The 24,573-nt window shown below is 46.6% G+C and carries 24 protein-coding genes and 1 other RNA gene; 7 read left to right on the forward strand and 18 right to left on the reverse strand.

What is annotated here, in order from left to right; genetic code table 11:
• Nucleotides 1–109: 109 nt before the first annotated feature.
• Genes BST99_RS06445 through BST99_RS06455 form a run of 3 tightly spaced genes read left to right on the forward strand, consistent with a single transcriptional unit; the run spans nt 110 to nt 2,053 of the window.
• Complete coding sequence (locus BST99_RS06445) at nt 110–700, forward strand: hypothetical protein (RefSeq protein WP_317046122.1); 591 nt, start codon at nt 110–112, stop codon at nt 698–700.
• Complete coding sequence (locus BST99_RS06450) at nt 684–1,508, forward strand: DUF3822 family protein (RefSeq protein WP_105001072.1); 825 nt, start codon at nt 684–686, stop codon at nt 1,506–1,508. Before BST99_RS06445 ends, BST99_RS06450 begins: the two co-directional genes overlap by 17 nt.
• On the forward strand, nt 1,508–2,053 hold the full coding sequence (locus BST99_RS06455; RefSeq protein WP_105001073.1) for an RsmD family RNA methyltransferase: 546 nt from the start codon (nt 1,508–1,510) through the stop codon (nt 2,051–2,053). The genes BST99_RS06450 and BST99_RS06455 overlap by 1 nt, the downstream gene beginning before the upstream one ends.
• A gap of 16 nt (nt 2,054–2,069) precedes the next feature.
• Here BST99_RS06455 and rnpB read toward each other — a convergent pair.
• An RNA gene (gene rnpB, locus BST99_RS06460) (RNase P RNA component class A) lies at nt 2,070–2,363 on the reverse strand.
• A gap of 101 nt (nt 2,364–2,464) precedes the next feature.
• Between rnpB and BST99_RS06465 the strand changes: the two genes are divergently transcribed.
• Nucleotides 2,465–4,414 (forward strand): DNA polymerase III subunit gamma/tau, encoded by a 1,950-nt coding sequence (locus BST99_RS06465; protein ID WP_105001074.1) that lies wholly within the window; start codon nt 2,465–2,467, stop codon nt 4,412–4,414.
• Here BST99_RS06465 and BST99_RS06470 read toward each other — a convergent pair.
• The 7 genes from BST99_RS06470 to BST99_RS06500 are packed head-to-tail and all read right to left on the reverse strand — an operon-like array spanning nt 4,411 to nt 11,241.
• Nucleotides 4,411–4,791, reverse strand: a complete 381-nt coding sequence (locus BST99_RS06470) for a transmembrane 220 family protein (RefSeq protein ID WP_105001075.1) — start codon at nt 4,789–4,791, stop codon at nt 4,411–4,413. The genes BST99_RS06465 and BST99_RS06470 overlap by 4 nt on opposite strands.
• A gap of 18 nt (nt 4,792–4,809) precedes the next feature.
• A complete protein-coding gene (locus tag BST99_RS06475; RefSeq protein ID WP_105001076.1) occupies nt 4,810–6,180 on the reverse strand; it encodes an alkaline phosphatase family protein in 1,371 nt (456 codons plus the stop codon).
• Nucleotides 6,181–6,192: 12 nt separating this feature from the next.
• Nucleotides 6,193–7,389, reverse strand: a complete 1,197-nt coding sequence (gene eboE, locus BST99_RS06480) for a metabolite traffic protein EboE (protein WP_105001077.1) — start codon at nt 7,387–7,389, stop codon at nt 6,193–6,195.
• On the reverse strand, nt 7,386–8,543 hold the full coding sequence (locus tag BST99_RS06485; RefSeq protein ID WP_181044173.1) for a 3-dehydroquinate synthase: 1,158 nt from the start codon (nt 8,541–8,543) through the stop codon (nt 7,386–7,388). Before BST99_RS06485 ends, eboE begins: the two co-directional genes overlap by 4 nt.
• Nucleotides 8,544–8,554: 11 nt before the next feature.
• Nucleotides 8,555–9,487: a UbiA-like protein EboC gene (gene eboC, locus BST99_RS06490; protein WP_105001079.1), complete on the reverse strand. Its 933-nt coding sequence runs from the start codon at nt 9,485–9,487 to the stop codon at nt 8,555–8,557.
• Nucleotides 9,487–10,395: a TatD family hydrolase gene (locus BST99_RS06495; RefSeq protein ID WP_105001080.1), complete on the reverse strand. Its 909-nt coding sequence runs from the start codon at nt 10,393–10,395 to the stop codon at nt 9,487–9,489. The genes eboC and BST99_RS06495 overlap by 1 nt, the downstream gene beginning before the upstream one ends.
• A gap of 18 nt (nt 10,396–10,413) precedes the next feature.
• Nucleotides 10,414–11,241 carry an EboA domain-containing protein gene (locus BST99_RS06500; RefSeq protein WP_146106231.1) on the reverse strand — a complete coding sequence of 276 codons (828 nt, stop codon included), beginning with the start codon at nt 11,239–11,241 and terminating at the stop codon, nt 10,414–10,416.
• Between the two features lie 136 nt (nt 11,242–11,377).
• On the opposite strand from BST99_RS06500, the gene miaE reads away from it, so the two are divergent.
• On the forward strand, nt 11,378–11,959 hold the full coding sequence (gene miaE / locus BST99_RS06505; RefSeq protein ID WP_105002453.1) for a tRNA-(ms[2]io[6]A)-hydroxylase: 582 nt from the start codon (nt 11,378–11,380) through the stop codon (nt 11,957–11,959).
• A 7-nt stretch (nt 11,960–11,966) separates the two neighbouring features.
• Here miaE and ppk1 read toward each other — a convergent pair whose 3' ends face one another.
• From ppk1 to rpsA, 8 genes are all read right to left on the reverse strand, one after another.
• Nucleotides 11,967–14,045, reverse strand: a complete 2,079-nt coding sequence (gene ppk1 / locus BST99_RS06510; RefSeq protein ID WP_105001082.1) for a polyphosphate kinase 1 — start codon at nt 14,043–14,045, stop codon at nt 11,967–11,969.
• Nucleotides 14,046–14,057: 12 nt separating this feature from the next.
• Nucleotides 14,058–14,543 (reverse strand): SixA phosphatase family protein, encoded by a 486-nt coding sequence (locus BST99_RS06515; RefSeq protein WP_105001083.1) that lies wholly within the window; start codon nt 14,541–14,543, stop codon nt 14,058–14,060.
• A gap of 19 nt (nt 14,544–14,562) precedes the next feature.
• Complete coding sequence (gene pdxH, locus BST99_RS06520) at nt 14,563–15,210, reverse strand: pyridoxamine 5'-phosphate oxidase (protein WP_105001084.1); 648 nt, start codon at nt 15,208–15,210, stop codon at nt 14,563–14,565.
• A 42-nt stretch (nt 15,211–15,252) separates the two neighbouring features.
• Nucleotides 15,253–16,158, reverse strand: coding sequence for a ribonuclease Z (locus tag BST99_RS06525; RefSeq protein ID WP_105001085.1), 906 nt, complete (start codon nt 16,156–16,158; stop codon nt 15,253–15,255).
• Complete coding sequence (locus BST99_RS06530) at nt 16,158–16,487, reverse strand: ribonuclease Z (RefSeq protein WP_105001086.1); 330 nt, start codon at nt 16,485–16,487, stop codon at nt 16,158–16,160. Before BST99_RS06530 ends, BST99_RS06525 begins: the two co-directional genes overlap by 1 nt.
• 5 nt (nt 16,488–16,492) lie before the next feature.
• Nucleotides 16,493–17,422, reverse strand: coding sequence for an aspartate carbamoyltransferase catalytic subunit (locus BST99_RS06535; protein ID WP_105001087.1), 930 nt, complete (start codon nt 17,420–17,422; stop codon nt 16,493–16,495).
• A gap of 14 nt (nt 17,423–17,436) precedes the next feature.
• A complete protein-coding gene (gene pyrR / locus BST99_RS06540; protein ID WP_105001088.1) occupies nt 17,437–17,982 on the reverse strand; it encodes a bifunctional pyr operon transcriptional regulator/uracil phosphoribosyltransferase PyrR in 546 nt (181 codons plus the stop codon).
• 111 nt (nt 17,983–18,093) lie between these two features.
• Nucleotides 18,094–19,956, reverse strand: coding sequence for a 30S ribosomal protein S1 (rpsA, locus tag BST99_RS06545; RefSeq protein WP_105001089.1), 1,863 nt, complete (start codon nt 19,954–19,956; stop codon nt 18,094–18,096).
• 241 nt (nt 19,957–20,197) lie between these two features.
• Between rpsA and BST99_RS06550 the strand changes: the two genes are divergently transcribed.
• On the forward strand, nt 20,198–20,578 hold the full coding sequence (locus BST99_RS06550; RefSeq protein ID WP_105001090.1) for a LysM peptidoglycan-binding domain-containing protein: 381 nt from the start codon (nt 20,198–20,200) through the stop codon (nt 20,576–20,578).
• A 169-nt stretch (nt 20,579–20,747) separates the two neighbouring features.
• Complete coding sequence (locus BST99_RS06555) at nt 20,748–21,263, forward strand: carbohydrate porin (protein WP_146106232.1); 516 nt, start codon at nt 20,748–20,750, stop codon at nt 21,261–21,263.
• 44 nt (nt 21,264–21,307) lie between these two features.
• Here BST99_RS06555 and cmk read toward each other — a convergent pair whose 3' ends face one another.
• Complete coding sequence (gene cmk / locus BST99_RS06560; RefSeq protein ID WP_105001092.1) at nt 21,308–22,009, reverse strand: (d)CMP kinase; 702 nt, start codon at nt 22,007–22,009, stop codon at nt 21,308–21,310.
• A 12-nt stretch (nt 22,010–22,021) separates the two neighbouring features.
• On the reverse strand, nt 22,022–24,472 hold the full coding sequence (gene lon / locus BST99_RS06565) for an endopeptidase La (protein ID WP_105001093.1): 2,451 nt from the start codon (nt 24,470–24,472) through the stop codon (nt 22,022–22,024).
• Nucleotides 24,473–24,573 lie beyond the last annotated feature (101 nt).

Genomic DNA, 24,573 nt, shown 5'->3' on the forward strand with positions numbered 1-24,573 from the left:
TTAAAAAAAAATGATAGATTTGTTGCTAACCACTTTAACAAAATAACTCCGTAAAATGAAAACCATTCTGCAAATTGTCTTATGGCTCGTTTGTATCGTTTTGGGCTACATGATCTTTCAGTCCGTAAACGCTCCAATCAAATTCAACAAAGTACGACAAGAGCGCTTCTCTGCCGTCATTGTAAAGCTTAAGGATATCCGCGATGCGCAGGAGGCTCATAAATCAGTCACCGGACAATACGCTAAGAATTTCGATAACCTCATTGCTTTTGTTGACACAGCACAATACACGATCACGCAACAAAGAGATTCTTCTTTCATGCGTTACGACAAGATCTACCGAATCGACTTGCAGGTTGACACGGTAGTCGTTGACACGCTAGGTTTCGTTAAAGTACGTGACTCACTCTTCAGAAACAGTGATCGCTACAAGAATCTAGCTTCTGTACCTGGGGCACAAGGAGATGAGAAATTCTCTATGGAAGCTGGCACAGTGGATAAAGGAGGATTTACTGCTCCAGTGTTTGTCGCTAGTGTTAAGAAAGACGTGATCCTTTACGATCAACCACAAGATTTAAGAATCAAGGAAAATGCTCATGAAAGTATCGAGGAAGTCGATGGTGATGAAATCCGTGTTGGTTCTATGGACGAAGTAAGTACCAGTGGAAACTGGCCTTCTATCTATGACAGAAAGAAATAGTTCGCATAACGTAACGACGGTTACAAAGAAATTGTCCATTCAGGCTAGCTTGAATGGACTTTCTTTTTCCATCCTAAATCAGGAGAACCAAACCATTGAGGCCAGCAAGAGAATGGCCTTACCCGAAGGCACCAAAGCCAGCACCATTGGTGAAGAGCTCAAGGCCTTCTTCCATCTCTTTGATTTGGGCAGAGAGCCCTTTGCAGAGGTGGTGATCATACACAGTTCTCCTCAATTCAGCCTGGTTCCTAAGAGTTTATTTGACCCGACGGAGTTGGCCCATTACCTCAAACTCAACACCCGTATTCAGCGCTCAGACGAAATCGACTACGACGAGATGTTGCACACCGATTTGGTGAATGTCTATGTTCCTTTTGATGGAGTCAATGCCTACATCAAGGATTTATTTCCTTCTGTGGAAGTGCTACACAGCGGGAGCATTCTTATTCAAAGTCTATTACAGATGCCCGGTTGGGACGACCAGCCCCAAGCCTTTGTCAATGTTGGAGATCGCTCCCTAGAGTTGGTCGTTCTCAAAGGAAAGAATCTCTTGTTGTACAACCATTTCGAATACACCACCCAAGAAGACTTCCTGTATTTCCTTTTGTTCGCCCTTGAACAGCTCGGACTGGACAAGGATCAGGTCGAGGTCAAAATGCTAGGCGATATCGCTGAAGGAGATCCACTCTACGCGCTGTGCGATCGTTATCTGAAAAAGATGTCGATCTTCTTTCCGAAAAACCCCTATCAACTGAATCAGAACACGGCGGAAGACTATATTGACTTCGCCGTTTTAAGCAGCTTCTAATGCGAATCATTTCGGGGGTCCACAAAGGCAGAAGACTACAGGCTCCAAAAAAGTTGCCCATTCGTCCAACCACCGATATGGCCAAGGAAGGGCTCTTCAATTTTTTGCAGCATCGCTACCACATTCAAGAAGCCCGGGTTCTGGATCTCTTTGCCGGCAGTGGAAATATCGCTTATGAATTCGCCTCTCGCGGGGCTGAACTTGTTACCGCAGTTGACCAACACAATGGCTGTATTCAGTACATCCACAAAACCACCAAGGAGCTCGATCTTCCCATCACTCCTATCCGCTCCTCGGCCATGGTCTATTTGCAAAAAAACCGCTACCCGATGGACTTTGTCTTCGCAGATCCTCCTTATGATTTTGACAAAGACATCCTACTACAATTGGTAGAATCCGTGATGAATACCGAAAATCCAGTTTTAGCAGAAGAGGGTTGCTTTATTTTGGAACACCGGCCACAAATTGATTTTGAGGACGCTCCTGGTTTTTTTGAAAGCCGCAAATACGGGAGTAGCGTCTTTAGCTTTTTTACGCACCCGTAATGGTGTGCTCCTAAAAAAGAAAAGCAGGCCATAAGCCGGATTCTGTCGAGCCTTATCATTTATCTGGACTTCCGGTTACCCGAAAGCTCTAGCCGCCTACCCCCCAATTCGGGCGTGCCGCCCTCAAACACTGGTGTACATGGCGTTTCACCGCATAGAGTTTACCTGATTTCACTACAGCCGAACTGTACTTGCTTTCTGTTGCACTGGTCCTCACCTCTCGGCGGACGGGCGTTACCCGCTATGCTGCACTGTGGTGTCCGGACTTTCCTCCCGTCCACGAAGGACGAGCGATAAGGTGGCCTGCTCGCGGCAAAGGTACAGGTATTGTTAATAAGTATTTCCTTCGAAGCCAGACATCCAAACCAATATGAAAAGGCGATTTTTATCTTTGTATGAAAGCCCAATGGCATGGAACATTTTATCGTATCGGCGCTGAAATACCGACCGCAGCAATTTGCTGATGTTGTCGGGCAACAGGCCATTACCGATACCTTAGAAAATGCCATCACGACCAATCACCTGGCTCAGGCCCTTTTATTCTGTGGCCCCCGTGGTGTAGGTAAGACCAGCTGTGCGCGTATCCTGGCAAAGCGCATCAACGAGGCTGAACAAGCCCGTACCGAAGTAGCCGCTCCCATTGAAGACACGGATTACTCTTTTAATATTTTTGAGTTGGATGCGGCTTCAAACAATTCTGTTGACGACATCCGTTCCCTGATTGATCAGGTCCGTATTCCACCCCAGGTAGGAAGCTATAAGGTGTATATCATTGACGAGGTGCACATGCTCTCGCAGGCCGCCTTCAACGCCTTCTTGAAAACCTTGGAGGAACCACCAGCTCACGCCATTTTTATCTTGGCTACAACCGAGAAACACAAAATCCTGCCCACCATCCTTTCGCGTTGTCAGATCTTTGATTTCAGAAGGATTTCTGTAAAAGATGCAGCCGAATACCTCAAAAAAATAGCCGCTGAACAAGGTGTTCAGGCCGAAGACGAGGCCTTGCACATCATCGCTCAAAAAGCGGACGGTGCGATGCGAGATGCCCTATCGATCTTCGATCGCGTAGTGAGTTTTTCTGGCAAAAATCTCAATAGACAAGCGGTTGCTCATAGTTTGAGTATTCTGGACCACGAAACCTATTTTAAGGCGACTCAGGCCATGTATGAAGGGCAAATCCCCAACTTACTTCTGCTTTTTGAAGAAGTGCTGAACAAGGGCTTCGATGGACAAATTTTCATTGCAGGACTGGCTGCTCACTTCCGCGACCTCCAAGTGGCGAAACAACCCGAAACCTTCCCCTTATTGGAAGTGACCGAAGGAATGAAACAACAGTACCAAGAGCAAAGCGCTCTTTGGTCTTCTGCCCAACTGCTACAAGCGATTGACTTGGCCAACCAGTGCGATCTGCAATACAAGGCCAGCAAGAACCAACGTCTGTTGGTAGAATTGTGCCTGATGAAACTCGCTTCCATCAGAGTAGAGGCCGAAAAAAAAAACACTAGTGGGCTCCTAGCAGCCGCTGTAGTCAGAGAACAGAAAGCAGCCCCTGCCCCTACCGAAGTCCCTAAACCCAGTGTACAACCCGCCGTAGTTGCCTCTTCTGAGCCTGTAGCTAAGGTTTCACAAACAGAAGCTAAACCAGAAGACCAAGCACCCCAAACAGCCATAGGAACTACTCCAACAGCTCCAACATCACTGGAAAACGCGCAGGCCCCAGCGACTCCAAAACCTATCGAGCCGACACCTACTGCTCCGGAGGTCATGACAAGCAAAGCAAAAAGTGAAGTTACAATCCAAGCTCCTGTAGCAGAACCAACTCAGGCGAAGAGCTCAACGCCCGAGACCACTATTACCGCAGTCGAGGAAAAACCCAAAGCCCAAGTAGCCCCTCAACGCAAAGCATCGGCTTTATCGCTCTCGAGCATACAGAAGAAAAAAGATTGGGAAGCACAAAAGCAGCAACAAAGTTCGAATCCAGAGGACCTTCCCCACGAAGCCTACACCACAGAGGCCTTTATGGAAAAGTGGCAGGCCTATCTAAAGCAATTGGAAGAGAATGGCCAGAAGATTTTGGCCGCTAATTTGGCCTCCGATAGCCCTCGATTAACACCAACCCATGGGATCCAATTGCAATTGGCCAATGATACCATGAAAAAAGAAATTGAGCGCGAACAAGGTCCCCTACTCACTTATTTGCGGGAGGGCTTAAAGAATTACAGCCTTCACCTCAAACTAGAGGTCAGTACAGAGGTGGCCGAAAAGTACGCTTTCACTCCTCAAGAGAAGTACGAAAAACTTCGCAAGAAGAATCCAGCGATCGACCTTTTACGTAAAGAATTTGATTTAGACTTTTAGTCCTCTTTTGGCCCTGTAATCCAAGCCCCTAAGGCGTACAAGAGCATGGCGACAGCTGCAATGGCTGTTCCAAGAGCTTCTCTGCCCATCTCAACATTGATGTTGTCGGTTCCCATTTTAAGGAAATCTCCATCAACACCACCAACACCTTCAAAGCTTGCTGGCCAGTTGTTGTAGGTCGTATAAGCAAAGAAAATAAAGGCAATCAGGCCCATAATCGGACGAAAACGACCGAAGAGAAACAAAAGAGACGCGAAGGCCGCGAATCCGTACATCAAGTACCATTTCAAGGGGTCAGGATCGTTTCCTTGTACATAAGCTGCGTAAACAAACATCAGCATTAAGACAAAGGCCAGGAGTTTAAAAAGTGCTTTCATATTCAAGTTTTGGTAGGGTTACTCTTTGATAACGTGCTGTTTAATCAAATCATATACCTCGGTGGCCTCTACTTGCTTTGGCGTATCAACCTCAGGCATATTGCTTAAAAATACAGGAAAATCCTTTTCATCCTCCGGCATACGCCCATGGGATCCACCTACCAGCTCCGCCTTTAAAGGAATAACATTCATAACCGTGCGGAATCCCAGCTTCTTAGCGATTAATTTTTTTATCACCTTGGCGGTAACTAAGGGATCATTGGGATCAGTAAACATCTCAACCGGATCATAGCCCGGTTTTTTGTGAATATCCACCATTCGAGCATAATCGGGAGCCTTGCGATCGTCTTCCCAGAAATAGTAAGTAAACCAACTGTCTTGATCGGCCATAACCACAAAATCTCCGCTTCTGGCATGGTTCATTCCGACCTCATTGCGCTGCTCCCCTTCCCATATCTTTTCAACACCCGGCGTGCTCTGCAGGATTTCACGAACCTGCTCACGACAAGCTTCATCATTGAGGTAGATATGAGCCCATTGGTGATCAGCAACTGCAAAAGCTTTGCTGGCACCTGGATCCAACAGTTCTAATCCGCGTTCGACCCGAATACCGAGTAAATTCGCTTTGCGAAGCTCGCGATTCAGATGCACCGGTCGGCTTACTGGTGTAATACCGTACTCCGAAAGCAAAATAATCCTTGAACCTTCAAAATGATCCAGCAACTGCCCCACGACCGCGTCGATCTCTTGTAAGTCTTTGTGAACCCGTGCATCCTCTACTCCATAACGCTGCAGATTGTAGTCCATATGAGGCAGATACACCAAGCTCAGGGTCGGGTTGTATTTTTTGTCTGTATAAATCGCCGCATCCGCAATCCATTGGCTCGACTCAATCGAGGTGCGAGGTCCCCAGAATTTAAAGAGCGGGAAGTCTCCAAATTGCGCTTGTAACTCATCTCGCAAACCCGCCGGGAAACTATAGCAATCCGGGATTTTACGCCCATCCGCTAAGTAATTAGGTCGCGGAGTAACCGAATAATCGGCCGTCGAATACATATTGTACCACCAAAACAGATTGGCACAACTAAAGTCGGGATCCATTGCTTTGAGCTCATCCCAGATCTTAGAAGCCTCCACCAGTTTATTGGATTGGCGCCAAAACTTGACCTCACATTCGTCCTTAAAATACCAGCCATTAGCCACTATTCCATGTTCTTGCGGGCTTTTCCCTGTCAGGTAGGTACTTTGAGTAGTACAGGTCACTGCAGGTAAAACGGGCTTAATCACCCGGTTCTGCCCCTCCTTCTGAAAGGCCGCTATACGGGGAGTGTGTTCACCGATATGCCTGTTACTCAGGCCTACCACATTAATAACAACCGTTTTCTTCATTGAATCTTCCTTTTAGGGCTTGGGCCAATGGGTTTGCACCCACTTGAGCTCCCGTATGATAGACTCCTCCAAAGGGGCCTTCAGGTCCTGGGGCAAAACATCCCAGGTATAGGTTTCCACCTCAAAGTGCCTGCTGATATTTTGGCTACGCATCAATTCAAACAAGTCCAGCAATTGGTCTTGGGTGGATTGCAAGACACCATAGTCCTCCAAAAATACAGGAACATGAAAATGAGCTCTTAACTCCTCAAATTCAGGATTCTCCTCTAAAAGGACAGGGATATCGCTATAGGTTTTCACCCCCTTACTACTGTTCTGGGTAACTTGATGCAGATAGGTGGGTTCTTGAAACTGTTTGAGCGCAGTAAGCAGCTTCTCTTTCGTCTCATTTTCCGTCGACAGTTTGAGGGCGGAACTGAGCTGCACTTTACCAATGAGGACCCCGGCTTCTTGAATCTTCTTCCAAGTCAGTTCTGGGGCTTCGTAGGCCAAAGAGAAATGACAAACATCATAACAGAGGGTGAAGTACCGCCGCACTCGGGCCTCCGCCTCTCGCTGGTTTAAACCTTGCGATTCAAAACGGGCCTTTCCGCTGGGTAGAACGTAATCCTGAAAAAAGGCGAGGAATTCGTCACTATTCTCCAAAAGTCCATCGGGTTCCGGTTCCATGTCTAAATGGATATAGGTCCCGGTTTGCTCTTCCAAAATAGCCGCTTCCTCAATCCAGATGGCAATCGCATCGGCTGCAGTTTGCTGAATTCCTTGAAGATCCTCTTTTTGATGCCAATGCCGATAGGTGATGGGAGAGGTCGAAATACTGCCCTCACTTCCGCGGGGAACTAAGGCTCCCATAACATAAAGCAATCGGAGACTGTAATCCAATCGTTCAGGAGTAGTCCAGTCCGGCTCGTGCACCTTGTCTTTGACCTCCTGCCCGTGAAAATCTCCGTAAGGGAAGCCATTACAAGTAAAAACATAGAGGTCTTCCTGCTTGAGCCAAGCTTTAAACTCTGCCAGTTGCTCTCCTTGAAGGAGTTCTTCGCTAGCGGTATTGGAAAGCCTTAAACCAACGCCAAAAGACTCCTCAGGAGAAACCTCGGCCTTAATTGTCGGTAGATAATGCTGTAAATGATGAAAACTTTCTACCCAGTCCTGTCCCGGATGGGTGTTGCTGCAATAACTCAGATGGGCCTCCTGGTTTATTTTCATGAAGTCCGGTGTAGTGAAGGAGCTTTCATTTCTTCTATAGATAAGGCCATCAGGTCTTCGTCAATCTCGTGGACATCGTATTGATGACCCACTCCTTTGATCAGGGTGATGGTAAGTTGTCCACCCAGGTGTTCACGGAACTCCTCCAATCCTTTTAGAAGCTCTTGGCTATCGATGTTCTCGGGAATAGTCATTGGGAAACCCAGTGACTCAAATACCCCTTTAACACGGCTAAAGACCTCCTCTTCAATAAAGCCTTTCTGTCTTGCGTAGGCCAAATCCAAGCAAATCCCTAGGGCAACCGCCTCTCCATGACGTAAGTCGTACTGAGTGAGTTGCTCCATTTTATGAGCGGACCAATGGCCAAAGTCCAGCGGTCGGGAAGATCCCGATTCGAAGGGGTCTCCTCCCTGGCTGATGTGATTGGTATGCAGTAAAGCGCAGCGGTAAATGAGTTCATTCATTTCTTCCTCTGACCGCTCTCTCAAGGCTTGGGTATGGTTTTCTATCCAATAATAGAAATCGGCATCCTGTAATAGAGATACCTTAACGGCTTCCGCAATTCCAGCAATCCAGTCGCGCTGCTCCAGAGAAGTAAGGAGTTGAGAATCATTGATGATGGCGATTGGGAGGGCAAAGCTGCCGATAAAATTCTTTTTTCCGAAGGCGTTGATTCCGTTCTTAACCCCGACAGCGGCATCGTTCTGTGCCAAAACAGTAGTCGGAATGCGAATGAGTTTTACCCCTCGGTGTGCAATAGCCGCGGCAAAACCGGCCATATCGATGACGGCTCCTCCACCGACAGCCAAGACCACCGAGTGACGGCAAATATGGTAATCGTCAATGGCTTTTAAAACCTTGTTGGATTGGGTATCATCAGCCTTGCTCGCCTCTCCTCCGGGCACTTCCAAAATGTGCTGCAGTTGCATGGCATCGGAATGGAATTCAAAATAGGCCTCAACCTGCTTTTTGAAATCAGGCCAATGACGCAAAAAACCTTCATCCACTACCACCAAAGTTTTGACAGGGCCGCGAAGACCGCTGTAAACCTGCTTTAGCAATTCATTTTTAGGATCAAACAAATGACGGGTAAACAAGACCTGGTACCGAAAGGGTACGACAAACTCCTGTTCTATGTTGGGCGGTGTTTTCACGTTGCTCAAAATTAAGTAACGGCAAAGACTTTCGAAAGCGTACGTGAAAGAGGAAAAAGTGCTAAAATGATGAGGGTAATCCAAGGTGTGGCGTAACCGGAAGCGATAGCGGCATCCAGAACAATTAAAGACATTACGCCCCATTTTACGGCTTTACGGATATTCTCTGCTTTCGGCTCTTTCCAAGCTTTGTATAGGGGTTTCCCCACGAGATAATAAAACAATACCAATACTCCTACCGTCAACTGCCAGTTTCCCTGGGCTTCGTAGGCCAAATAGAGTATAAGTATGCCCACCACCGCATAGAGAAATGCCGCAAAAGCCTGAGTACCCTTTCGTCCTCCATGCACCTCTCCCTGACTAATTGAAGTTACAGCTCCAATGTACAGAAGGGGTATTAGCAAATAGATCGGTTTGATACCATAGCTAGTGTAATAACTCATTCCCAACATTAAATTAAGGGCTCGGCAACTCCCCATGGCTATTGGGCCAGCGATAGTATGGTGTTTGGCCTTCCAATTGTAAAGCACAATCATTCCAGCAAGTAAGAAAGCTATATATCCACTTCTCGGGGACATAAGGAAAGATAGAATAACTCCAAAGAACAGCAGAAATGATCCGAACCACAAGACCGAAAATCGTCCTACTTTACCCGAGGGAATAGGCCGTTCAGGTCTTTCCTTGGCATCCAAATCGGAATCAAAAAAATCATTCAACACCACTCCTCCAGCATAGAGCAAGATGGATGAAAATACGATGGCAAGGAAATGACCAAACGGTGGGATATGCATTAAACTGACTCTTTCCCCCAAATCCGTAAAATAATGAGGTTGAGTTGCAGGTACTCCAGCCATAATCGCCGCACCCGCCAAAATATCAGCAGCAGCCGTCGGCAAGTTCGCCGGACGACACAATTGGATGTACGCTTTAAGCGTGGGGTTCATTAGCTGATGGTATCGCTATCTACACGAGGCTCTTGTCCGCGCAAGACGCTGTTGTCTTCAAAGAGTTGACGCTGATCAATGCCCGGGGCATCCAACCAGTGTTCTTCTTTCATCTTTCCGGACATACCAAAAACATCCAAGGCATTTTGGTAACAGGTCTTGACGACATCTTCCTTTGGCACGCCTTCACGCAGCATCAAGGAAGCTGTTTTTGGTACAGCCAGAGGATCACTGACCCCCCAATCGGCAGAACTGTCAACGATAATGTTGGTGCTACCAAAACGCTTGACCACTTCCACCATACGCTTGTTCCCCATCTTGGTTTTGGGATAAATGGTAAAGGCAGCGATAAAGCCTTTGTCGAGGACCTCCTGAACGGTCTCTTCATTGTTGTGGTCGATGACCACCCGCCCTGGATCCAAACCGTGCTCCAGACAGACTTCCATACTGCGGTGAGTCCCGGCTTTCTTATCGCGGTGAGGCGTGTGAATCTGCACCAGCAAATCCAACTCCTTGGCCAACTCCAATTGAGCTCTGAAGTATTTGTCCTCTGCGGGAGTCTGGTCGTCGTAACCAATCTCACCCACAGCCACCACATTTTCTTTGTGCAAGTAAAGAGGCAATAATTCCATGACCTCTTCGGCCAAGGCTTCGTTATTCGCTTCTTTGGAGTTGAGACCAATAGTGCAGTAATGTTTGATTCCAAACTGACTGGCTCTAAAAGGTTCCCAGCCCACAAGACTGGAAAAGTAATCCTGAAAAGAACCCACTTGTGTTCGGGGTTGCCCCAGCCAAAAAGAAGGCTCGATCACCGCCACAACACCAGCAGCAGCCATGGCTTCGTAATCGTCTGTGGTTCGGGCACTCATGTGCACGTGAGGGTCAATCCAACGTAGTTTTTCTTCCATAGTATTTTTAAACAACAATTAGTTCAATTCGCTAGTCCAGAGGTCCCGAACAGCCTCCCATGGGTTTCCTTCGGGAATCTCAGTCTCTAGGGCTGCGTTGTGTTTTATTTCTTCTTGTAAATCCGCTGACCCAGCCTTCTTTGCGACCAAATACCCCGCTAGGCGTTCGGCCTTGTAATCACTTCCAAAAAGGCGCTTCATATCGGTAAGCAGAACGGCATCCAAAAAAGGACTCACAGGCCTCCATATACAAGGGTCAATTTGCCTTGAGGCCGCCCATCGTTCGTGTGCATAATCCGAGATGATACGGGTAAGGTTGTTATTGGCTCTCTCTTCTACCCCATCAATTTGCGTTAGATCCAATTGCATAAAGGCAGCCTTTAGGTACATCTGGTTCCATTGCTGTTCATTGAAGAAAGCCTTGGGATAAGGGTTGTTTAGCGCAATGGCTTCAAACACATCGGCGATATTGGTGCGCAGAGCTTCTACCGCAGCAAAGACAAATTGCTTGTGCTCCGGCAAGACAACCAAGTAGCGCAAAAAGGTGATCAGCTCACCGGTATCGGCCACCTGAATCAACTTCAATACCTTGGGTGTGTAAAAAGCAGCACGATCTTCCAGAGCTGCGTGAAGCAAGCTCAAACGGGCATATTCCTTCTCGCTGGGAGGATGAATCCCAAACAAAGAGTGGGTCTGTTCAGCCCCCTTCATCGGGGTATCAGCAAAGTGCTGAGCACATAAAGTGTAAGCCATGTACAGATCGCGAGCTGAATCGGCATCCTTAAGTCCTTGCAGACGTCCCTGCAACCAGTCGTAACCGGGCAGGGCTTCCAATAATGCAACCATATTTTGGGTCGTAGGCATAGGGATCACATGCGTATATCTACAAAGATAACTATCCGCAAAAGGCTTTCGTATATGGGCAAGTGGCGTATTTTTGCAGAATCACGTTAAACTTGCAGAAATGGCTGAAGAAAAAGTAATGTTAGGACTCAAATTACCCACCGATCCCCGCTGGGTCAATATCGTAGAGAAAAACATCGAAGAGATCCTAACCGACCACGCCTACTGCGAGCAAAAGGCGGCCAGCACGGCGATTTCTTTAATCATTGGATTTCCGGAAAAATCAGAACTGGTGGAAGAGATGGTTGCTTTGGCGCAGGAAGAAATGGGGCACTTCCGCATGGTACACGACCACATCCTCAAAAGAGGTTGGGTCTTAGGACGTGAGCGCAAAGATGAATACGTTATCGAATTGATGAAATTCTTCCCCAAGGGAGGAAGCCGCGAAACCCACCTGATCCACAAATTGCTCTACGCCGCTCTTATCGAAGCGAGAAGCTGTGAACGTTTCCGCCTACTATCAGAGCACATTCAGGACGAGGATCTCGCTGAATTTTACCGCAAACTCATGATCAGCGAAGCCAACCACTACACCATGTTCTTAGGCTTTGCTCGAAAATTTGGCAAGCGAGAAGAAGTCGACCAAAAATGGCAAGACCTCCTGGCTTATGAAGCCCAACTCATGAAAGATCTGGGCAAAAAAGAGACCATGCACGGTTAGGCTTTTGCTAACCCTCTAATTTATTCTGGTAATAAGCGTAAGTCGCGAATTGGGACCGCACCTCTGGTTTTCCGGTTTTGCGGTAGGCGTTGTCGTGTTTTTCGGAGAAAATCCGGGCCTTCACGTTATCTCGCCAGCAGATCTCAAAGGTCTCTAGAAGTTCCTGCTGCACTTCAGGATCGTAGATCGGACAACCGACCTCAACCCTATTGTCCAGATTACGCGTCATCCAATCCGCCGAAGAAAGATACATACGGGTATCTCCACCGTTGCCAAAGATGAACAAACGCGGGTGCTCCAAGAACTTATCGACCACCGATATGGCTTCGATGTTCTCACTCATCCCCTTCACTCCCGGAACAAGGCAGCAAATTCCTCTGACAATCAGCTGAACCTTTACTCCTGCGCGGCTCGCTTCATACAGCTTATCGACCATTTTATAAGAAGTCAGGCTGTTCATCTTGAGTTTGACCGAAGCTTCCTTTCCTTCTTGCGCCAGGGCAATTTCGTTATCGATCAAACGCAAGAATGCATTCTTGGTATAGTGAGGCGAAACGATTAAGTGTCGGTACTTATTGATCTTATAACTGGTCTCAAAAAAGTCAAAGACCTTGTCGAGCTCTCTTAGAATTTCTTCATGGGCCGTAAACAGGGTATAATCCGTGTAGATACGGGCTGTTTTTTCGTTGAAGTTCCCTGTGCTGATAAATCCATAGCGGCTGATCTGGCCCGGAGTTTCTTCACGCTCAACCAAGCAAATCTTGCTGTGCACCTTCAATCCGGGAACCCCGAAAATCAAGCGAATCCCCTCCTCCTTAAACTGGTTGGCGTATTTGATATTCGCACGTTCGTCAAAACGGGCTTGCAGTTCAATTTGTACTGTGACCTTCTTTCCGTTCTTGGCCGCGTTAATCAAGGCCGCCGCGATTTGTGAATTCTTGGCCAGTCGGTAAACGGTAATCTTAATTTCGGTCACCTTGGGATCCAGCGCAGCCTCTTTTAAGAAGTTAACGGTGTAGGCGTAAGTGTGGTAGGGCACATACTGGAGGTAGTCTCTTTTGGCCACCTGAGCGAACAAGCTCTTCTTCAAATCAAAGCCTTTGATGGGCAGGGGTTCAATCTTCCCGTATTGGAGGTCAGTACGACCCAAATGCGGAAAGCCCATATAATCACGTCGGTTGTGGTAGCGGCCTCCGGGAATTACACTATCGGTCTCTTCGATATCCATCTTGTCTTTCAAGAAGCGAAGGGTATCAATCTTGATGCGCTTATCGTAGACAAAGCGCACCGGATTCGAAATCTTTCGGTGAGCCACACTACTCGAAATCTTCTCGATAAAACTCTTAGACAAATCCTCATCAATATCGAGCTCCGCATCTCGGGTGATCTTAATCATATGTGCCGAAATCTCGGAATACTCAAACATGGTGAAGATTTCGCCTAGACAAAAGCGAATCAAATCGTCGAGGATAATAATGTGTTGCTTACCGTCTTTTTCGGGTAAGACCACAAAGCGATCAATACTGCTGGGTATTTCGATCAGGGCATATTGGAAGTTCTTGCTCTCCTCCTTCTTATCCTTGGATTTTAGAACCAATCGTACAGCCAGGTAGGCCGCCGTGTCTTTTAATCGCGGAAAGTCAACATCCTTATTGAGTATAATTGTGATGAGCTCCGGATTGACCTTTTCATAGAAGTATTCCAGAATGAAATCTTCTTGATCAGATTCCACTTGGGTCTCATCAATAATATAGATGCCTTGTTCCTTTAGTTCCTCCTGAATCTCACCGAGAATCTGCGAGCTTTTGGATTGAAGCTGGATCACATTGGTGGTAATTTCTTCCAGAAGGTCCTTGGCCTTTTCTCCTCCCAAAACACTCTTACCGGATTTACCGGCATCCACAATACGCTTTACTGTGGCATAGCGCACCTTAAAAAACTCGTCCAGGTTGTTACTGAAAATACCCAGAAAGCGCAGGCGCTCAATCAGGGGTACTTTGGGATCTGCACATTCCTGCAAAACCCGGTCGTTAAAATGCAACCAGCTTATTTCTCTATTGATGTAGTCGTTCTTGGGACGGGCCATTGGCGCTCTTGTTTATTTTAGGTGTTTAGGGAATAATTGAAAAGCGGTTTTTCCTTCGGAAATCGCATTCCACTGCAAGATGTCGAATTGAATCTCAACCAGACCCGCTGTGGGCACATTTTCGATGTAGAGATCCCCCAGGCTGTTTACCAGAGAGGTCAGGGCGTAATTGTGCCCAAAAATAAAAAGGTTGTTTACAGCATCGGCTTGTTGCTTGATCAGTCGCAAGACTTCTTCTCCGGAAAAATCATAACAGGCACTATTGATCTGCAATTGCTCCACCGGAAATTTCAGTACACGCCCAAAAATCACTGCTGTGTGGAGGGCTCTGTTCGCTGGACTACTGATCATCTGGCAATCCTCAGGATAATGAAGTTTATAGGCGTCGGCGACCAAATAGGCGTCGCGTACCCCCCTCTCTTTTAAAGGGCGGTCCTTGTCTCCTACCTCGTATTCCCAGGAGGATTTACCGTGTCGTACAAACACCAATCTCTTCATCGTATCGCTAATTAAAGACTTAGGGAGCTAATCGCTCCACCGTCCAATCGTAGTTTTCTTCCAGACGAAACCGAATTCTATCGTGAAGCCGGTTGGGTCTTCCCTGCCAAAATTCAATCGAAACAGGCCGGACGAGGTAACCTCCCCAATGAGGGGGTTTAGGCACCTCCTGCCCTTCGTATTCTTGTTCAAATTGCTGAAGTCTTTCTTCCAGAAATTCCCGTGAAGGAACCGCTTGGGATTGATCCGATGCCCAGGCGCCTAACTGACTCCCACGCGGACGGGATTCAAAATAGCCCTCCGAGAGGTTTACAGCCAATTGCTCGGCTTTGCCCTTGATGATCACCTGTCGCTCTAAAACAGGCCAGAAAAAAGACAAACAAACTTCGGGATGCGCCGCTATGGACTTTCCCTTTTCACTTTGGTAATTCGAAAAGAAGACAAAGCCTTCCGCGTTGAATCGTTTTAGTAGTACAACCCGGGTTTTCGGAAAGCCATCCTCCCCTAAAGTGGAAAGGGACATGGCGTTGGGTTCATCGGTGCTTTCAGAAGCTTCTACTTCATGAAACCACTGCTGAAACAGGGCCATAGGATTATCACCAACTTCCGATTCAAGAAGAGCCTTTTTCTCGTAAGACTTGCGGTAATTTCCGAGATCTTTTTGCATGGGTCAATTTGTCTATAAAGATCGCGAAAAAAGAGGGGAAACTCAAAAGTCAAACACCTTTCCGTCTTCAGCCAAATGCGTTTGCCCAAAGTACTCAGAAGCCTCTTCTTGAAACAATTCCAAACTCTTGTATCGGGTGGAATAATGCCCCAGAATCAAATGATTCACCTCGGCTGCTTTAGCAATCGATGCCGCTTGTCGAGCACTGGAGTGTTTTGTTGGTTCACAGAGATGCTCCTCACTTTTCAAAAAGGTAGATTCGTGGTAAAGAACATCCACTCCTTTAATCTGAGGAATAAGGGCCTCCATATAAGCGGTATCACTGCAATAGGCATAACTCTTGGTCGGTGGCGGATCCAGAGTAACCTCTCGGTGATCTACCTCCTTGCCCTCCCTGTCAGGAACATTTAGCCCTTGTTTGAGCTTTCGAAAATAGGCCCGGTCTATGCCTCTGGCCCTGGCCGCTTCGACATCAAGACTCCGCTCCTTGGGTTTTTCTTTGAATAGAAAACCATTGGTGTATATACGATGATCCAGCGGCAAAGTGCTTACTTCTAATTCGGGGAGCTTCAGAAGAGTTTCGGGATCTTTGGAGGTGAGCTCATGGAAATGCAAAGGATAGTTCGTCCAAGAGTCCCCCAGCTTTAACAAGAGGGTTATGGCCTCCTTGATGCCTTTGGGGCCGTGAATATGCAATGGATTTTCTCTTCCCAGTAAACGAAAAGTACTCACCAGGCCAGGCAAGCCGAAAAAATGATCTCCGTGCAAATGAGAAATAAAAATGTGGTTGATTCGGCTGAATTTGATTTTGTTGCGACGGAGCTCTACTTGGGTTCCCTCGCCACAATCAATCAAAAAAAGATGGCCTCGCATTTCCAGTACCTGTGCACTGGGATTGGTCATGGTACGCGGTGTAGCAGAATAACAGCCGAGAATAGTGAGTCTCATTAGAATCCCAGATCTCTTTCGATATCCTCCATTTCAATTAGGTCATGGGCCTCTTGCACTGTAGGCACCACAGGAAGGGTCTCTGGCAAATCATCGTAGGTGTATTGATCGTGAACCAAGACAAAGGAATGGCCAGCTTCCCGGTGGGCTTCGATGATTTCAGCATAGGCTTCCAGGTTTTCCAGACTACACTCTTTACCCAACAAGTTTAAGATCAGGTGCTTTTTAGTCCATTCTTCCTTTTTCTGTTGGAGTTCGCTTTGAACCAGCTCAAATTCAGCGGAGTCCGGTAAGAGCAGAGCAACGCTTTCTTCAATTTCCCAAGCCATAGACGTTATTTCTTGATTTTCGAGGCCAAGAGGTAGATGACGGCCATTCGAACTGCCACTCCATTTTCGACCTGATCCAAGATAATACTTTGATCAGAATCAGCCACTTCACTGCTGATCTCTACCCCGCGGTTAATGGGTCCCGGGTGCATGATCACCAATTCCTTGTCCATTTCTCGGAGCAATTCCCCCGTTAGTCCAAATTGCTGAGCGTATTCTCTGGTGGATGGAAAGTAACTTCGGTCTAGTCGTTCATTCTGCACCCGAAGCATATTGGCGACCTCACACCAATCCAAAGCTTTGCGCAAATCGGTCTCGACTTCAACTCCTAAATCACCCAAGTGTTTTGGCATTAAACTTAAAGGGCCGCATACCTTGACTTCGGCTCCCAATCGCTGCAAGGCAAAGATGTTGGACAGAGCGACTCGGGAGTGTAAAATATCTCCGACGATTACCACTTTTCTTCCCTCGACCTTTCCAAATTTTTCTCGAATGGAATAGGTGTCTAGAAGTGCTTGCGTCGGATGCTCATGAGCCCCATCTCCGGCATTCACAATACTCACGTCAACATGCTTCGATAAGAAGTGCGGTGCACCCGGGTTAGGGTGTCGCATGACCACCATGTCAACCTTCATCGAGAGGATGTTGTTGACCGTGTCTAAGAGGGTTTCTCCTTTCTTGACAGAAGACTGGGAAGCAGAGAAATTAATCACGTCAGCTGAGAGTCTTTTTTGTGCCAACTCAAAGGAAAGTTTGGTCCGAGTACTGTTCTCAAAAAAGATATTGGCAATGGTGATGTCTCTTAGGGAAGGAACTTTTTTGATCGGGCGGTTAATCACCTCCTTAAAGTTGTCCGCAGTATCAAAAATTAGGTGGATATCCTGAGCTGTTAAGTCTTTAATACCCAGTAAATGACGTGTGCTTAATTCACTCATAACTTTTACAATGTCTACGTCTGCGATTCCACCACATAAACGGCGTCTTTTCCGTCCTTTTCTTTCCATTTCACCTCGACTCTTTCGCGATTTATCGCATCGACTTGCCGTCCCCGATAGGTCGGTTGGATGGGCAAATGTCGGCTGAATCGACGATCGATCAGGGTGAGTAATTCTACTGTTGTAGGCCGGCCAAAAGACTGTATAGCCGTCAGTGCTGCACGGATACTTCGACCGGTATAAAGGACGTCGTCAATGAAGACCACGCGCTTGTCTTCTACCAGAAAATCAATTTGGGTTTGGTTGGCCACAAGGGGCTTATCTCCTCTCCTAAAATCGTCTCTATAAAAGGTGATATCCAAGGCACCCAGGGGCACATTTTCTACCTTGTATTCATCGACTAAAATTTGTTGGAGACGTTGTGCCAAATAGATTCCTCTCGGCTGTAAACCGATCAAAACACTCTCGCTAAAATCCAAGTGGTTTTCCAAAAGCTGGCAAGCCAATCGATGAAGCAAAATGTCGATTTCTTTGGCGTTTAAGAGTAGCTTCGGACGCATAGACCTCATTCTCAAATTTGGACAAAAGTACGCAATTCTAAATAGCGTTTAGAAACAAAAAACCCCGGCTGCAAATGCAACCGGGGGTTTCACTTCTATCTCGAAGGAAGATTACTTTTTGGAATCCGCTTCCATTTTGTCTTTCAGAGCCTGCAACTGAGCGTTAGCATCTCCGAAGGTCGTCTTCTTCTCTTCGTGTTGAGCAGCTGCTTTGCGGCGCTGCGTCTTCACATTGCGTTCTTCTTGCTCACGGAAAATAGCCGTGTGACTGGCAACAACTCGTTTGAAGTCTTTATTGAACTCAATGATCTTGAATTCCGTTTCTTCTCCTTTAGCAAGTTTCTTACCATCTTCTTTTTCCATGTGACGAGAAGGTACAAATCCAACGATATCCTCATTGAACCTAACCGTAGCACCTTTGTCAACGATCTCGTCTATCGCCGCCTTGTGTACTGTCCCTTCAGCGAACTCATCTTCGTACTTATCCCATGGATTCTCTTGTGTCTGTTTGTGACCCAAGCTCAGCTTGCGACCATCGACATCCAATTCAAGAACTTCCACTTCAAGAACATCTCCTACGTTTACAAATTCTGATGGGTGCTTGACCTTTTTAGTCCAAGATAAATCAGAGATGTAAATCAAACCGTCGATTCCCTCTTCCATCTCAACGAACACGCCGAAGTTGGTGTAATTGCGAACCACTCCTTTGTGGCGAGATCCAACAGGGTACTTAGAAGTGATATCAGTCCATGGGTCCGGAGTCAATTGCTTGATACCAAGAGACATTTTGCGCTCATCGCGATCCAACGTCAAGACAACGGCCTCAACCTGATCTCCAACTTTTACAAAATCCTGAGCAGAACGCAAGTGCGTAGACCAGCTCATTTCTGAAACGTGGATCAATCCTTCAACACCGTCAGCTACTTCAATAAAGGCACCGTAATCGGCGATTACAACAACTTTACCTTTGACTTTGTCTCCAACTTTGAACTCATCGCCCAAAGCATCCCATGGGTGCTTCTCAAGCTGCTTGAGGCCCAACTGAATTCTGGACTTGTTGTCGTCGAAGTCCAAAATAACCACATTGAGTTTCTGATCCAGCTCGACCACTTCGTTCGGGTGGTTGATACGGCTCCAAGAAAGGTCGGTAATGTGGATCAAACCATCTACACCTCCCAAGTCGATAAAGACCCCGTAAGAAGTGATGTTCTTGACCACACCTTCCAGAACCTGTCCTTTTTCCAGCTGGCTGATGATTTCTTTCTTTTGCTCCTCGATATCGGCCTCGATAAGGGCTTTGTGAGAAACCACAACGTTTTTGAATTCGTGGTTGATCTTTACCACCTTGAATTCCATATTCTTTCCGACATACTGATCGTAATCACGGATCGGCTTGACATCGATCTGAGAACCGGGCAAGAACGCCTCGATTCCGAATACATCGACAATCATACCACCCTTGGTACGACACTTCACGAAACCTTGAACGATTTCTTCTTTGTCGTGGGCGTCGTTAACACGGTCCCAAGCCATGATCGTACGGGCTTTTCTGTGCGAAAGAACCAACTGGCCCGTCTTGTCTTCACGGATATCGATCAATACCTCGACCTTGTCTCCAACTTTCAAATCCGGGTTGTAACGAAATTCATTCAGAGAAATAACTCCCTCCGACTTGGCATTGATATCAATGATGGCCTCGCGGTCCGTCATGTGAATCACCTTTCCTTCTACAACCTCTTCATCGGCCGTATCGACAAAGTTCTCCTCCACTAGAGTTTCAAACTCTTGGAGTTTAGAATCTTCAACACGCTCGATTCCTTCTTCGTACTTGTCCCAATCGAAATTGTCCAAGAACTCTTGAGGATCTACTTGAGGTTCTTCTGTTTTTACTTCTTTGCTTTCTACTGCGGTGGTTTCCGGAGTAGCTTCAGGAGCTGCAGTGTTTTGCTCCTCTTTAGGGTTTTGCTCAGCCATTGCTGAAAAACTTTGTATTCTACCTGCCTACAGGAATGCGCTACACAGACAGAAGCCTTTTTACATCATTCATCCCTTTTTCCTTCCTGTAAATTGCTAGAAAAAGGTCTGCAAAAGTACTGTTTTTCTAACGCTTACCAAAATTATGGCGAAATGATGTGACCCCCCTTCTTTTTGGTGTCTCTATTGCAGGAATAATAGGTAACTTCCTAAACAAATTTTAACCATTAAACGTATTTAGATGAGTGCAAAAGACAAATATTCAGCAGTTCTTGCATTAGGAGAATCTTTGGGAATTCAAAATGGAGATGTCTCTGAAAACGGAGGAGTGTTAAAGGTAAAAGGTGAAGCCAAAACACCTTATGAAAAGAACTTGATCTGGGATAAGATCAAAGAAATTGGTGGAGAACAACCGGGAGATATCAAAGCCAACATTACTGTTGCTGATGACTCGGTCTATCACCGACATACGGTTAAAAGTGGCGAGTCTTTGAGTTTGATCGCCAAGCACTACTACGGAGACCCAATGAAATACAAGGCAATTTTTGAAGCCAACACCTCAATTTTGAGCAACCCGGATGTGATCCATCCTGACCAAGAATTGGTTATTCCTAACTTGTAAGAAGGACCTTCCGCAAGAGCGGGAAAAGACAATAGGCCGCATTGAACGGATTAAAGAAGATAAGCCGCCCCTACCAATGGGCGGCTGTTTTTTGTTTAGGAATTTCATATTCGTAATTAAAGCAATGTTTTTTTATTATATTCGTAGATTCAACCGAAAATACATGAATATGAAAAAAGTATTTCTATTAGCTAGCTTTTTATTTGTTGGAGTTTTGGCCTACGGTCAATCTGCTAACAAGGGATTTAGTGCCAGTGCCTGGGGGGGTGTCGTCGTTGGAGACGAAGACTTTTCGGATAGCTTTGGAGCGGCCTTTGGTGGTAACCTCCACTACACCTTAACCGATTCAGAATCTACCGATTTCGCAATTTCCGTTGGAGGTTTCTCCTTGAGCCCAAGTAGTGAATTCAAAGATTTCGGAGGTTCAAGTGAATTCTTCTGGAGAATTTATGGTAATGTTATTTTCGAAGATGCTCTATCAGAAGGTCAAAACCTATCTCTAGGTTTGGGATATGCCACGGCTGCAGACAGCGATGCCGATTACAATGGTATCTATGCAGAAGCGTTCTACCACTTCGAACTAAGCGACAACTTTTCTATAGCCCCTGGTGGTTTCTATGTTGCTGGAAGTGACGATGCCGGAAATATCACTGTTCTCTCTGTTCGTCTGACCTACGGATTCTAGAATCTTCTCTAACAAAAGAAAAGCCGCTCATTTGAGCGGCTTTTTTATTTTACTTCAACCTCGGTCCGGCGAAGCACCTCCTGGTAAATCAGCTGGTACTGTTCTTCTAAGGTGAGGTTATCATTATCGTAGGCCAACGCATCTTCCGCTTTTCTCAAAGGCCCGACGGCTCTGGAAGAATCGATACGGTCTCTTTCGACTATATTATTGTATACCTCTTCGTAAGTTACTTCCTGCCCCTTCCCTTGTAATTCTTCTAAGCGTCTCCTCGTACGTTTTTCGGCAGAAGCCGTCATAAAAATCTTGAGTTCGGCATCCGGAAACACAACGGTACCGATATCCCGGCCATCCATTACTACGCCTTTTTCGACCCCCATCTGCTGCTGTTGGCGAACCAAAAGCTCCCGAACTTCTCCGATAGCGGCCACCGGACTAACAATGGAAGAAACTTCCAGATTGCGTATGTGCTGCTCAACGGATTCACCATTTAAGGCAATTTCAAAAACCCCAGGCTTATCAGAGGGTACAAAACGAAGACTGATTTGTGGTAAAGCGTCGACCAAAGCGGGACCATCGAGCTCCCCCTCTTCATCTAACAAATTATTGCGAAGAGCAAACAGAGCTACTGCTCTGTACATGGCACCAGTATCGACATACAGGTATCCCAGCTCTTTTGCCAGGCGCCGAGCAACAGTGCTTTTGCCGGTGGAAGAGTACCCATCTATGGCTATGTTGATTTTGGTCATGCCCAAAGATAATCAGAGTTTCTTGGCGCCTTTCACCTTTTTTTCGGTAATAGCCAATTGAATCACTTGGCTCATATCCGTTACGTAATGAAATTGCAGGCCTTTGAGGTAATCCGCCTTGATCTCTTCAATGTCTTTGCGGTTATCTTCGCAAAGAATGATTTCTTTGATTTTAGCACGTTTGGCGGCCAGTATTTTCTCCTTAATTCCGCCAACAGGCAACACCTTCCCTCTTAACGTAATTTCGCCAGTCATGGCCAGGTTCTTCTTCACCCTCTTTTGGGTAAAGACAGAAACCAAGGAAGTCAACATGGTAATACCGGCACTCGGCCCGTCTTTTGGTGTTGCCCCTTCAGGGACGTGAATGTGTACGTTATAACCATTAAATACTTCCGGGTCAATACCAAAATCCTCCGCATTGCTTTTGATGTACTCCATAGCAATGGTTGCTGATTCTTTCATCACCTTCCCAAGATTCCCGGTAATACTGAGCTGTCCTTTTCCTTTAGATAGGATGGATTCAATAAAGAGGATATCGCCTCCTACACTGGTCCAGGCCAATCCAGTCACTACCCCAGCAACTTCGTTATTCTCGTACTTATCTCTCTCTAGCCGTGCTGGCCCCAATATCGTTTCGACATCTTCGGTTGTAATCTTCGGACTGTAGGCCTCCTCCATTGCGATGGACTTGGCGATATAGCGAATGAGCTTGGCAATTTTCTTTTCTAAACCGCGCACTCCCGATTCGCGGGTATAGCCCTCAATAACCTTTTCGATTTCACGCTTACCCAGACGAATGGCATTCTTGGGAAGCCCGTGCTCTTTGAGCTGCTTCGGGATTAAGTGCTTGCGTGCGATCTCCACTTTTTCTTCGGTGGTGTATCCGCTGACATTGATGATCTCCATACGATCCCGCAGGGCCGGTTGAATCGTCCCTAAATTGTTCGCAGTGGCCACAAACATCACTTTAGACAGATCGTACCCCATTTCGAGGAAGTTATCGTAGAACTCTGCATTTTGCTCTGGATCCAATACTTCCAACAAGGCCGAAGAGGGATCGCCTTGGTAGCTGCTGCTCAATTTGTCAATTTCGTCCAGTATAAATACCGGATTGGAGGTGCCTGCTTTCTTTATGCTTTGTAAAATTCGGCCTGGCATTGCCCCTATGTAGGTCTTCCGGTGCCCTCGGATTTCTGCTTCATCACGCAATCCTCCCAAAGACATACGAACGTATTCCCGTCCCAAAGCCTCTGCTATCGATTTACCCAATGAGGTCTTTCCTACTCCAGGAGGTCCATAAAGACAAAGGATGGGAGATTTCATATCGTTTCGCAACTTGAGTACCGCCAGGTATTCTATGATGCGCTTCTTGACTTCTTCCAAACCATGGTGATCCCGATCCAAGATCTTTTGTGCTTTCTTCAGATCAAAGCGGTCTTTAGAAAACTCATCCCAGGGCAATTCCAAAAACAAATCGAGGTAGTTTCTCTGAATGGAGTATTCCGCGACCTGAGGATTCATGCGTTGCATCTTGGAGAGTTCCTTATCGAAGTGTTCAGCGACCGCATCCGACCATTTTTTACCCTCTGCTCTTTCCCTCAACTCATCGACCTCCTCTTCATAGGACAAGCCACCGAGTTCCTCTTGAATGGTCTTCATCTGCTGATGAAGGAAGTATTCCCGCTGCTGCTGATCCATATCATGGCGAACTTTGGACTGAATATCGTTTTTGAGTTCCAGTTTTTGCAACTCCATATTCATGTACTTCAAGGTCGCCAAAGCTCTCTCTTGTAAATCAGAAATCTCAAGAAGCTTCTGCTTCTCCACCACCGTTAAAGGCAGGTTGGAAGAAACAAAGTTGATCAGAAAAGAGTTGCTCTGAATATTCTGAATGGCAAAGGTGGCTTCGCTAGGAATATTTGGATTGTCCTTGATAATCTTTTGCGCCAATTCCTTAATCGAATCAATAATGGCCAAAAACTCCTGGTCTCCCTGTTCCGGACGCACCTCAGCAGTTTCTTGAACCCGAGCGGTCATATAGGGCTCCTCCGTCAGCATTTCGGCAATTTCGAAACGCTTTTTCCCTTGGATGATCACCGTTGTATTGCCATCAGGCATTTGCAATACCCGCAGAATACGGGCCACAGTGCCCAAACTATGGATATCGCCCGCCCCAGGATTTTCTACCGACTCGTCATTCTGGGCAACGACTCCTATGGTCTTACTGCCGTTGTTGGCATCCTTAATAAGGTGAATGGATTTGTCCCGTCCGGCCGTGATCGGAATGACAACCCCCGGAAAGAGAACGGTATTTCGCAAGGGCAAAATAGGCAGGGTCTCCGGGATTACCTCATTATTCATCTCCTGCTCATCCTCCGGAGTAAGCAGTGGAATAAGTTCGGCATCCTGGTCGATTCCCTGGAAGTTCAAACTGTCAAAATTGGCGAAATCAATATATTTCATGTGTCGGATATCAGTCATTCTGTCACCCACTTTTTCTTTCTCCCTCCTGCTCTCTCTGCATCGAGTCCCGCTAAACCCTCTAAATACAAGGGTTTTTACAG

Source organism: Aureicoccus marinus, from assembly GCF_002954325.1.
Lineage (GTDB): Bacteria > Bacteroidota > Bacteroidia > Flavobacteriales > Flavobacteriaceae > Aureicoccus > Aureicoccus marinus.

Excerpts from the sequence above, each read along its gene's own strand:
- miaE (WP_105002453.1), top strand. The coding sequence starts at position 11,378 with ATGTTAGGACTCAAATTACCCACCGATCCCCGCTGGGTCAATATCGTA.
- BST99_RS06535 (WP_105001087.1), bottom strand. The coding sequence starts at position 17,422 with ATGAGTGAATTAAGCACACGTCATTTACTGGGTATTAAAGACTTAACA.
- cmk (WP_105001092.1), bottom strand. The coding sequence starts at position 22,009 with ATGACCAAAATCAACATAGCCATAGATGGGTACTCTTCCACCGGCAAA.
- BST99_RS06555 (WP_146106232.1), top strand. The coding sequence starts at position 20,748 with ATGAAAAAAGTATTTCTATTAGCTAGCTTTTTATTTGTTGGAGTTTTG.
- ppk1 (WP_105001082.1), bottom strand. The coding sequence starts at position 14,045 with ATGGCCCGTCCCAAGAACGACTACATCAATAGAGAAATAAGCTGGTTG.
- BST99_RS06495 (WP_105001080.1), bottom strand. The coding sequence starts at position 10,395 with ATGGAAGAAAAACTACGTTGGATTGACCCTCACGTGCACATGAGTGCC.
- BST99_RS06445 (WP_317046122.1), top strand. The coding sequence starts at position 110 with ATGATCTTTCAGTCCGTAAACGCTCCAATCAAATTCAACAAAGTACGA.
- BST99_RS06475 (WP_105001076.1), bottom strand. The coding sequence starts at position 6,180 with ATGAAGAAAACGGTTGTTATTAATGTGGTAGGCCTGAGTAACAGGCAT.
- BST99_RS06465 (WP_105001074.1), top strand. The coding sequence starts at position 2,465 with ATGGAACATTTTATCGTATCGGCGCTGAAATACCGACCGCAGCAATTT.
- eboE (WP_105001077.1), bottom strand. The coding sequence starts at position 7,389 with ATGAAAATAAACCAGGAGGCCCATCTGAGTTATTGCAGCAACACCCAT.
- rpsA (WP_105001089.1), bottom strand. The coding sequence starts at position 19,956 with ATGGCTGAGCAAAACCCTAAAGAGGAGCAAAACACTGCAGCTCCTGAA.
- BST99_RS06500 (WP_146106231.1), bottom strand. The coding sequence starts at position 11,241 with ATGGTTGCATTATTGGAAGCCCTGCCCGGTTACGACTGGTTGCAGGGA.
- BST99_RS06515 (WP_105001083.1), bottom strand. The coding sequence starts at position 14,543 with ATGAAGAGATTGGTGTTTGTACGACACGGTAAATCCTCCTGGGAATAC.
- pyrR (WP_105001088.1), bottom strand. The coding sequence starts at position 17,982 with ATGCGTCCGAAGCTACTCTTAAACGCCAAAGAAATCGACATTTTGCTT.
- BST99_RS06450 (WP_105001072.1), top strand. The coding sequence starts at position 684 with ATGACAGAAAGAAATAGTTCGCATAACGTAACGACGGTTACAAAGAAA.
- BST99_RS06525 (WP_105001085.1), bottom strand. The coding sequence starts at position 16,158 with ATGAGACTCACTATTCTCGGCTGTTATTCTGCTACACCGCGTACCATG.
- lon (WP_105001093.1), bottom strand. The coding sequence starts at position 24,472 with ATGAAATATATTGATTTCGCCAATTTTGACAGTTTGAACTTCCAGGGA.
- pdxH (WP_105001084.1), bottom strand. The coding sequence starts at position 15,210 with ATGCAAAAAGATCTCGGAAATTACCGCAAGTCTTACGAGAAAAAGGCT.
- BST99_RS06470 (WP_105001075.1), bottom strand. The coding sequence starts at position 4,791 with ATGAAAGCACTTTTTAAACTCCTGGCCTTTGTCTTAATGCTGATGTTT.
- BST99_RS06550 (WP_105001090.1), top strand. The coding sequence starts at position 20,198 with ATGAGTGCAAAAGACAAATATTCAGCAGTTCTTGCATTAGGAGAATCT.
- BST99_RS06455 (WP_105001073.1), top strand. The coding sequence starts at position 1,508 with ATGCGAATCATTTCGGGGGTCCACAAAGGCAGAAGACTACAGGCTCCA.
- eboC (WP_105001079.1), bottom strand. The coding sequence starts at position 9,487 with ATGAACCCCACGCTTAAAGCGTACATCCAATTGTGTCGTCCGGCGAAC.
- BST99_RS06530 (WP_105001086.1), bottom strand. The coding sequence starts at position 16,487 with ATGGCTTGGGAAATTGAAGAAAGCGTTGCTCTGCTCTTACCGGACTCC.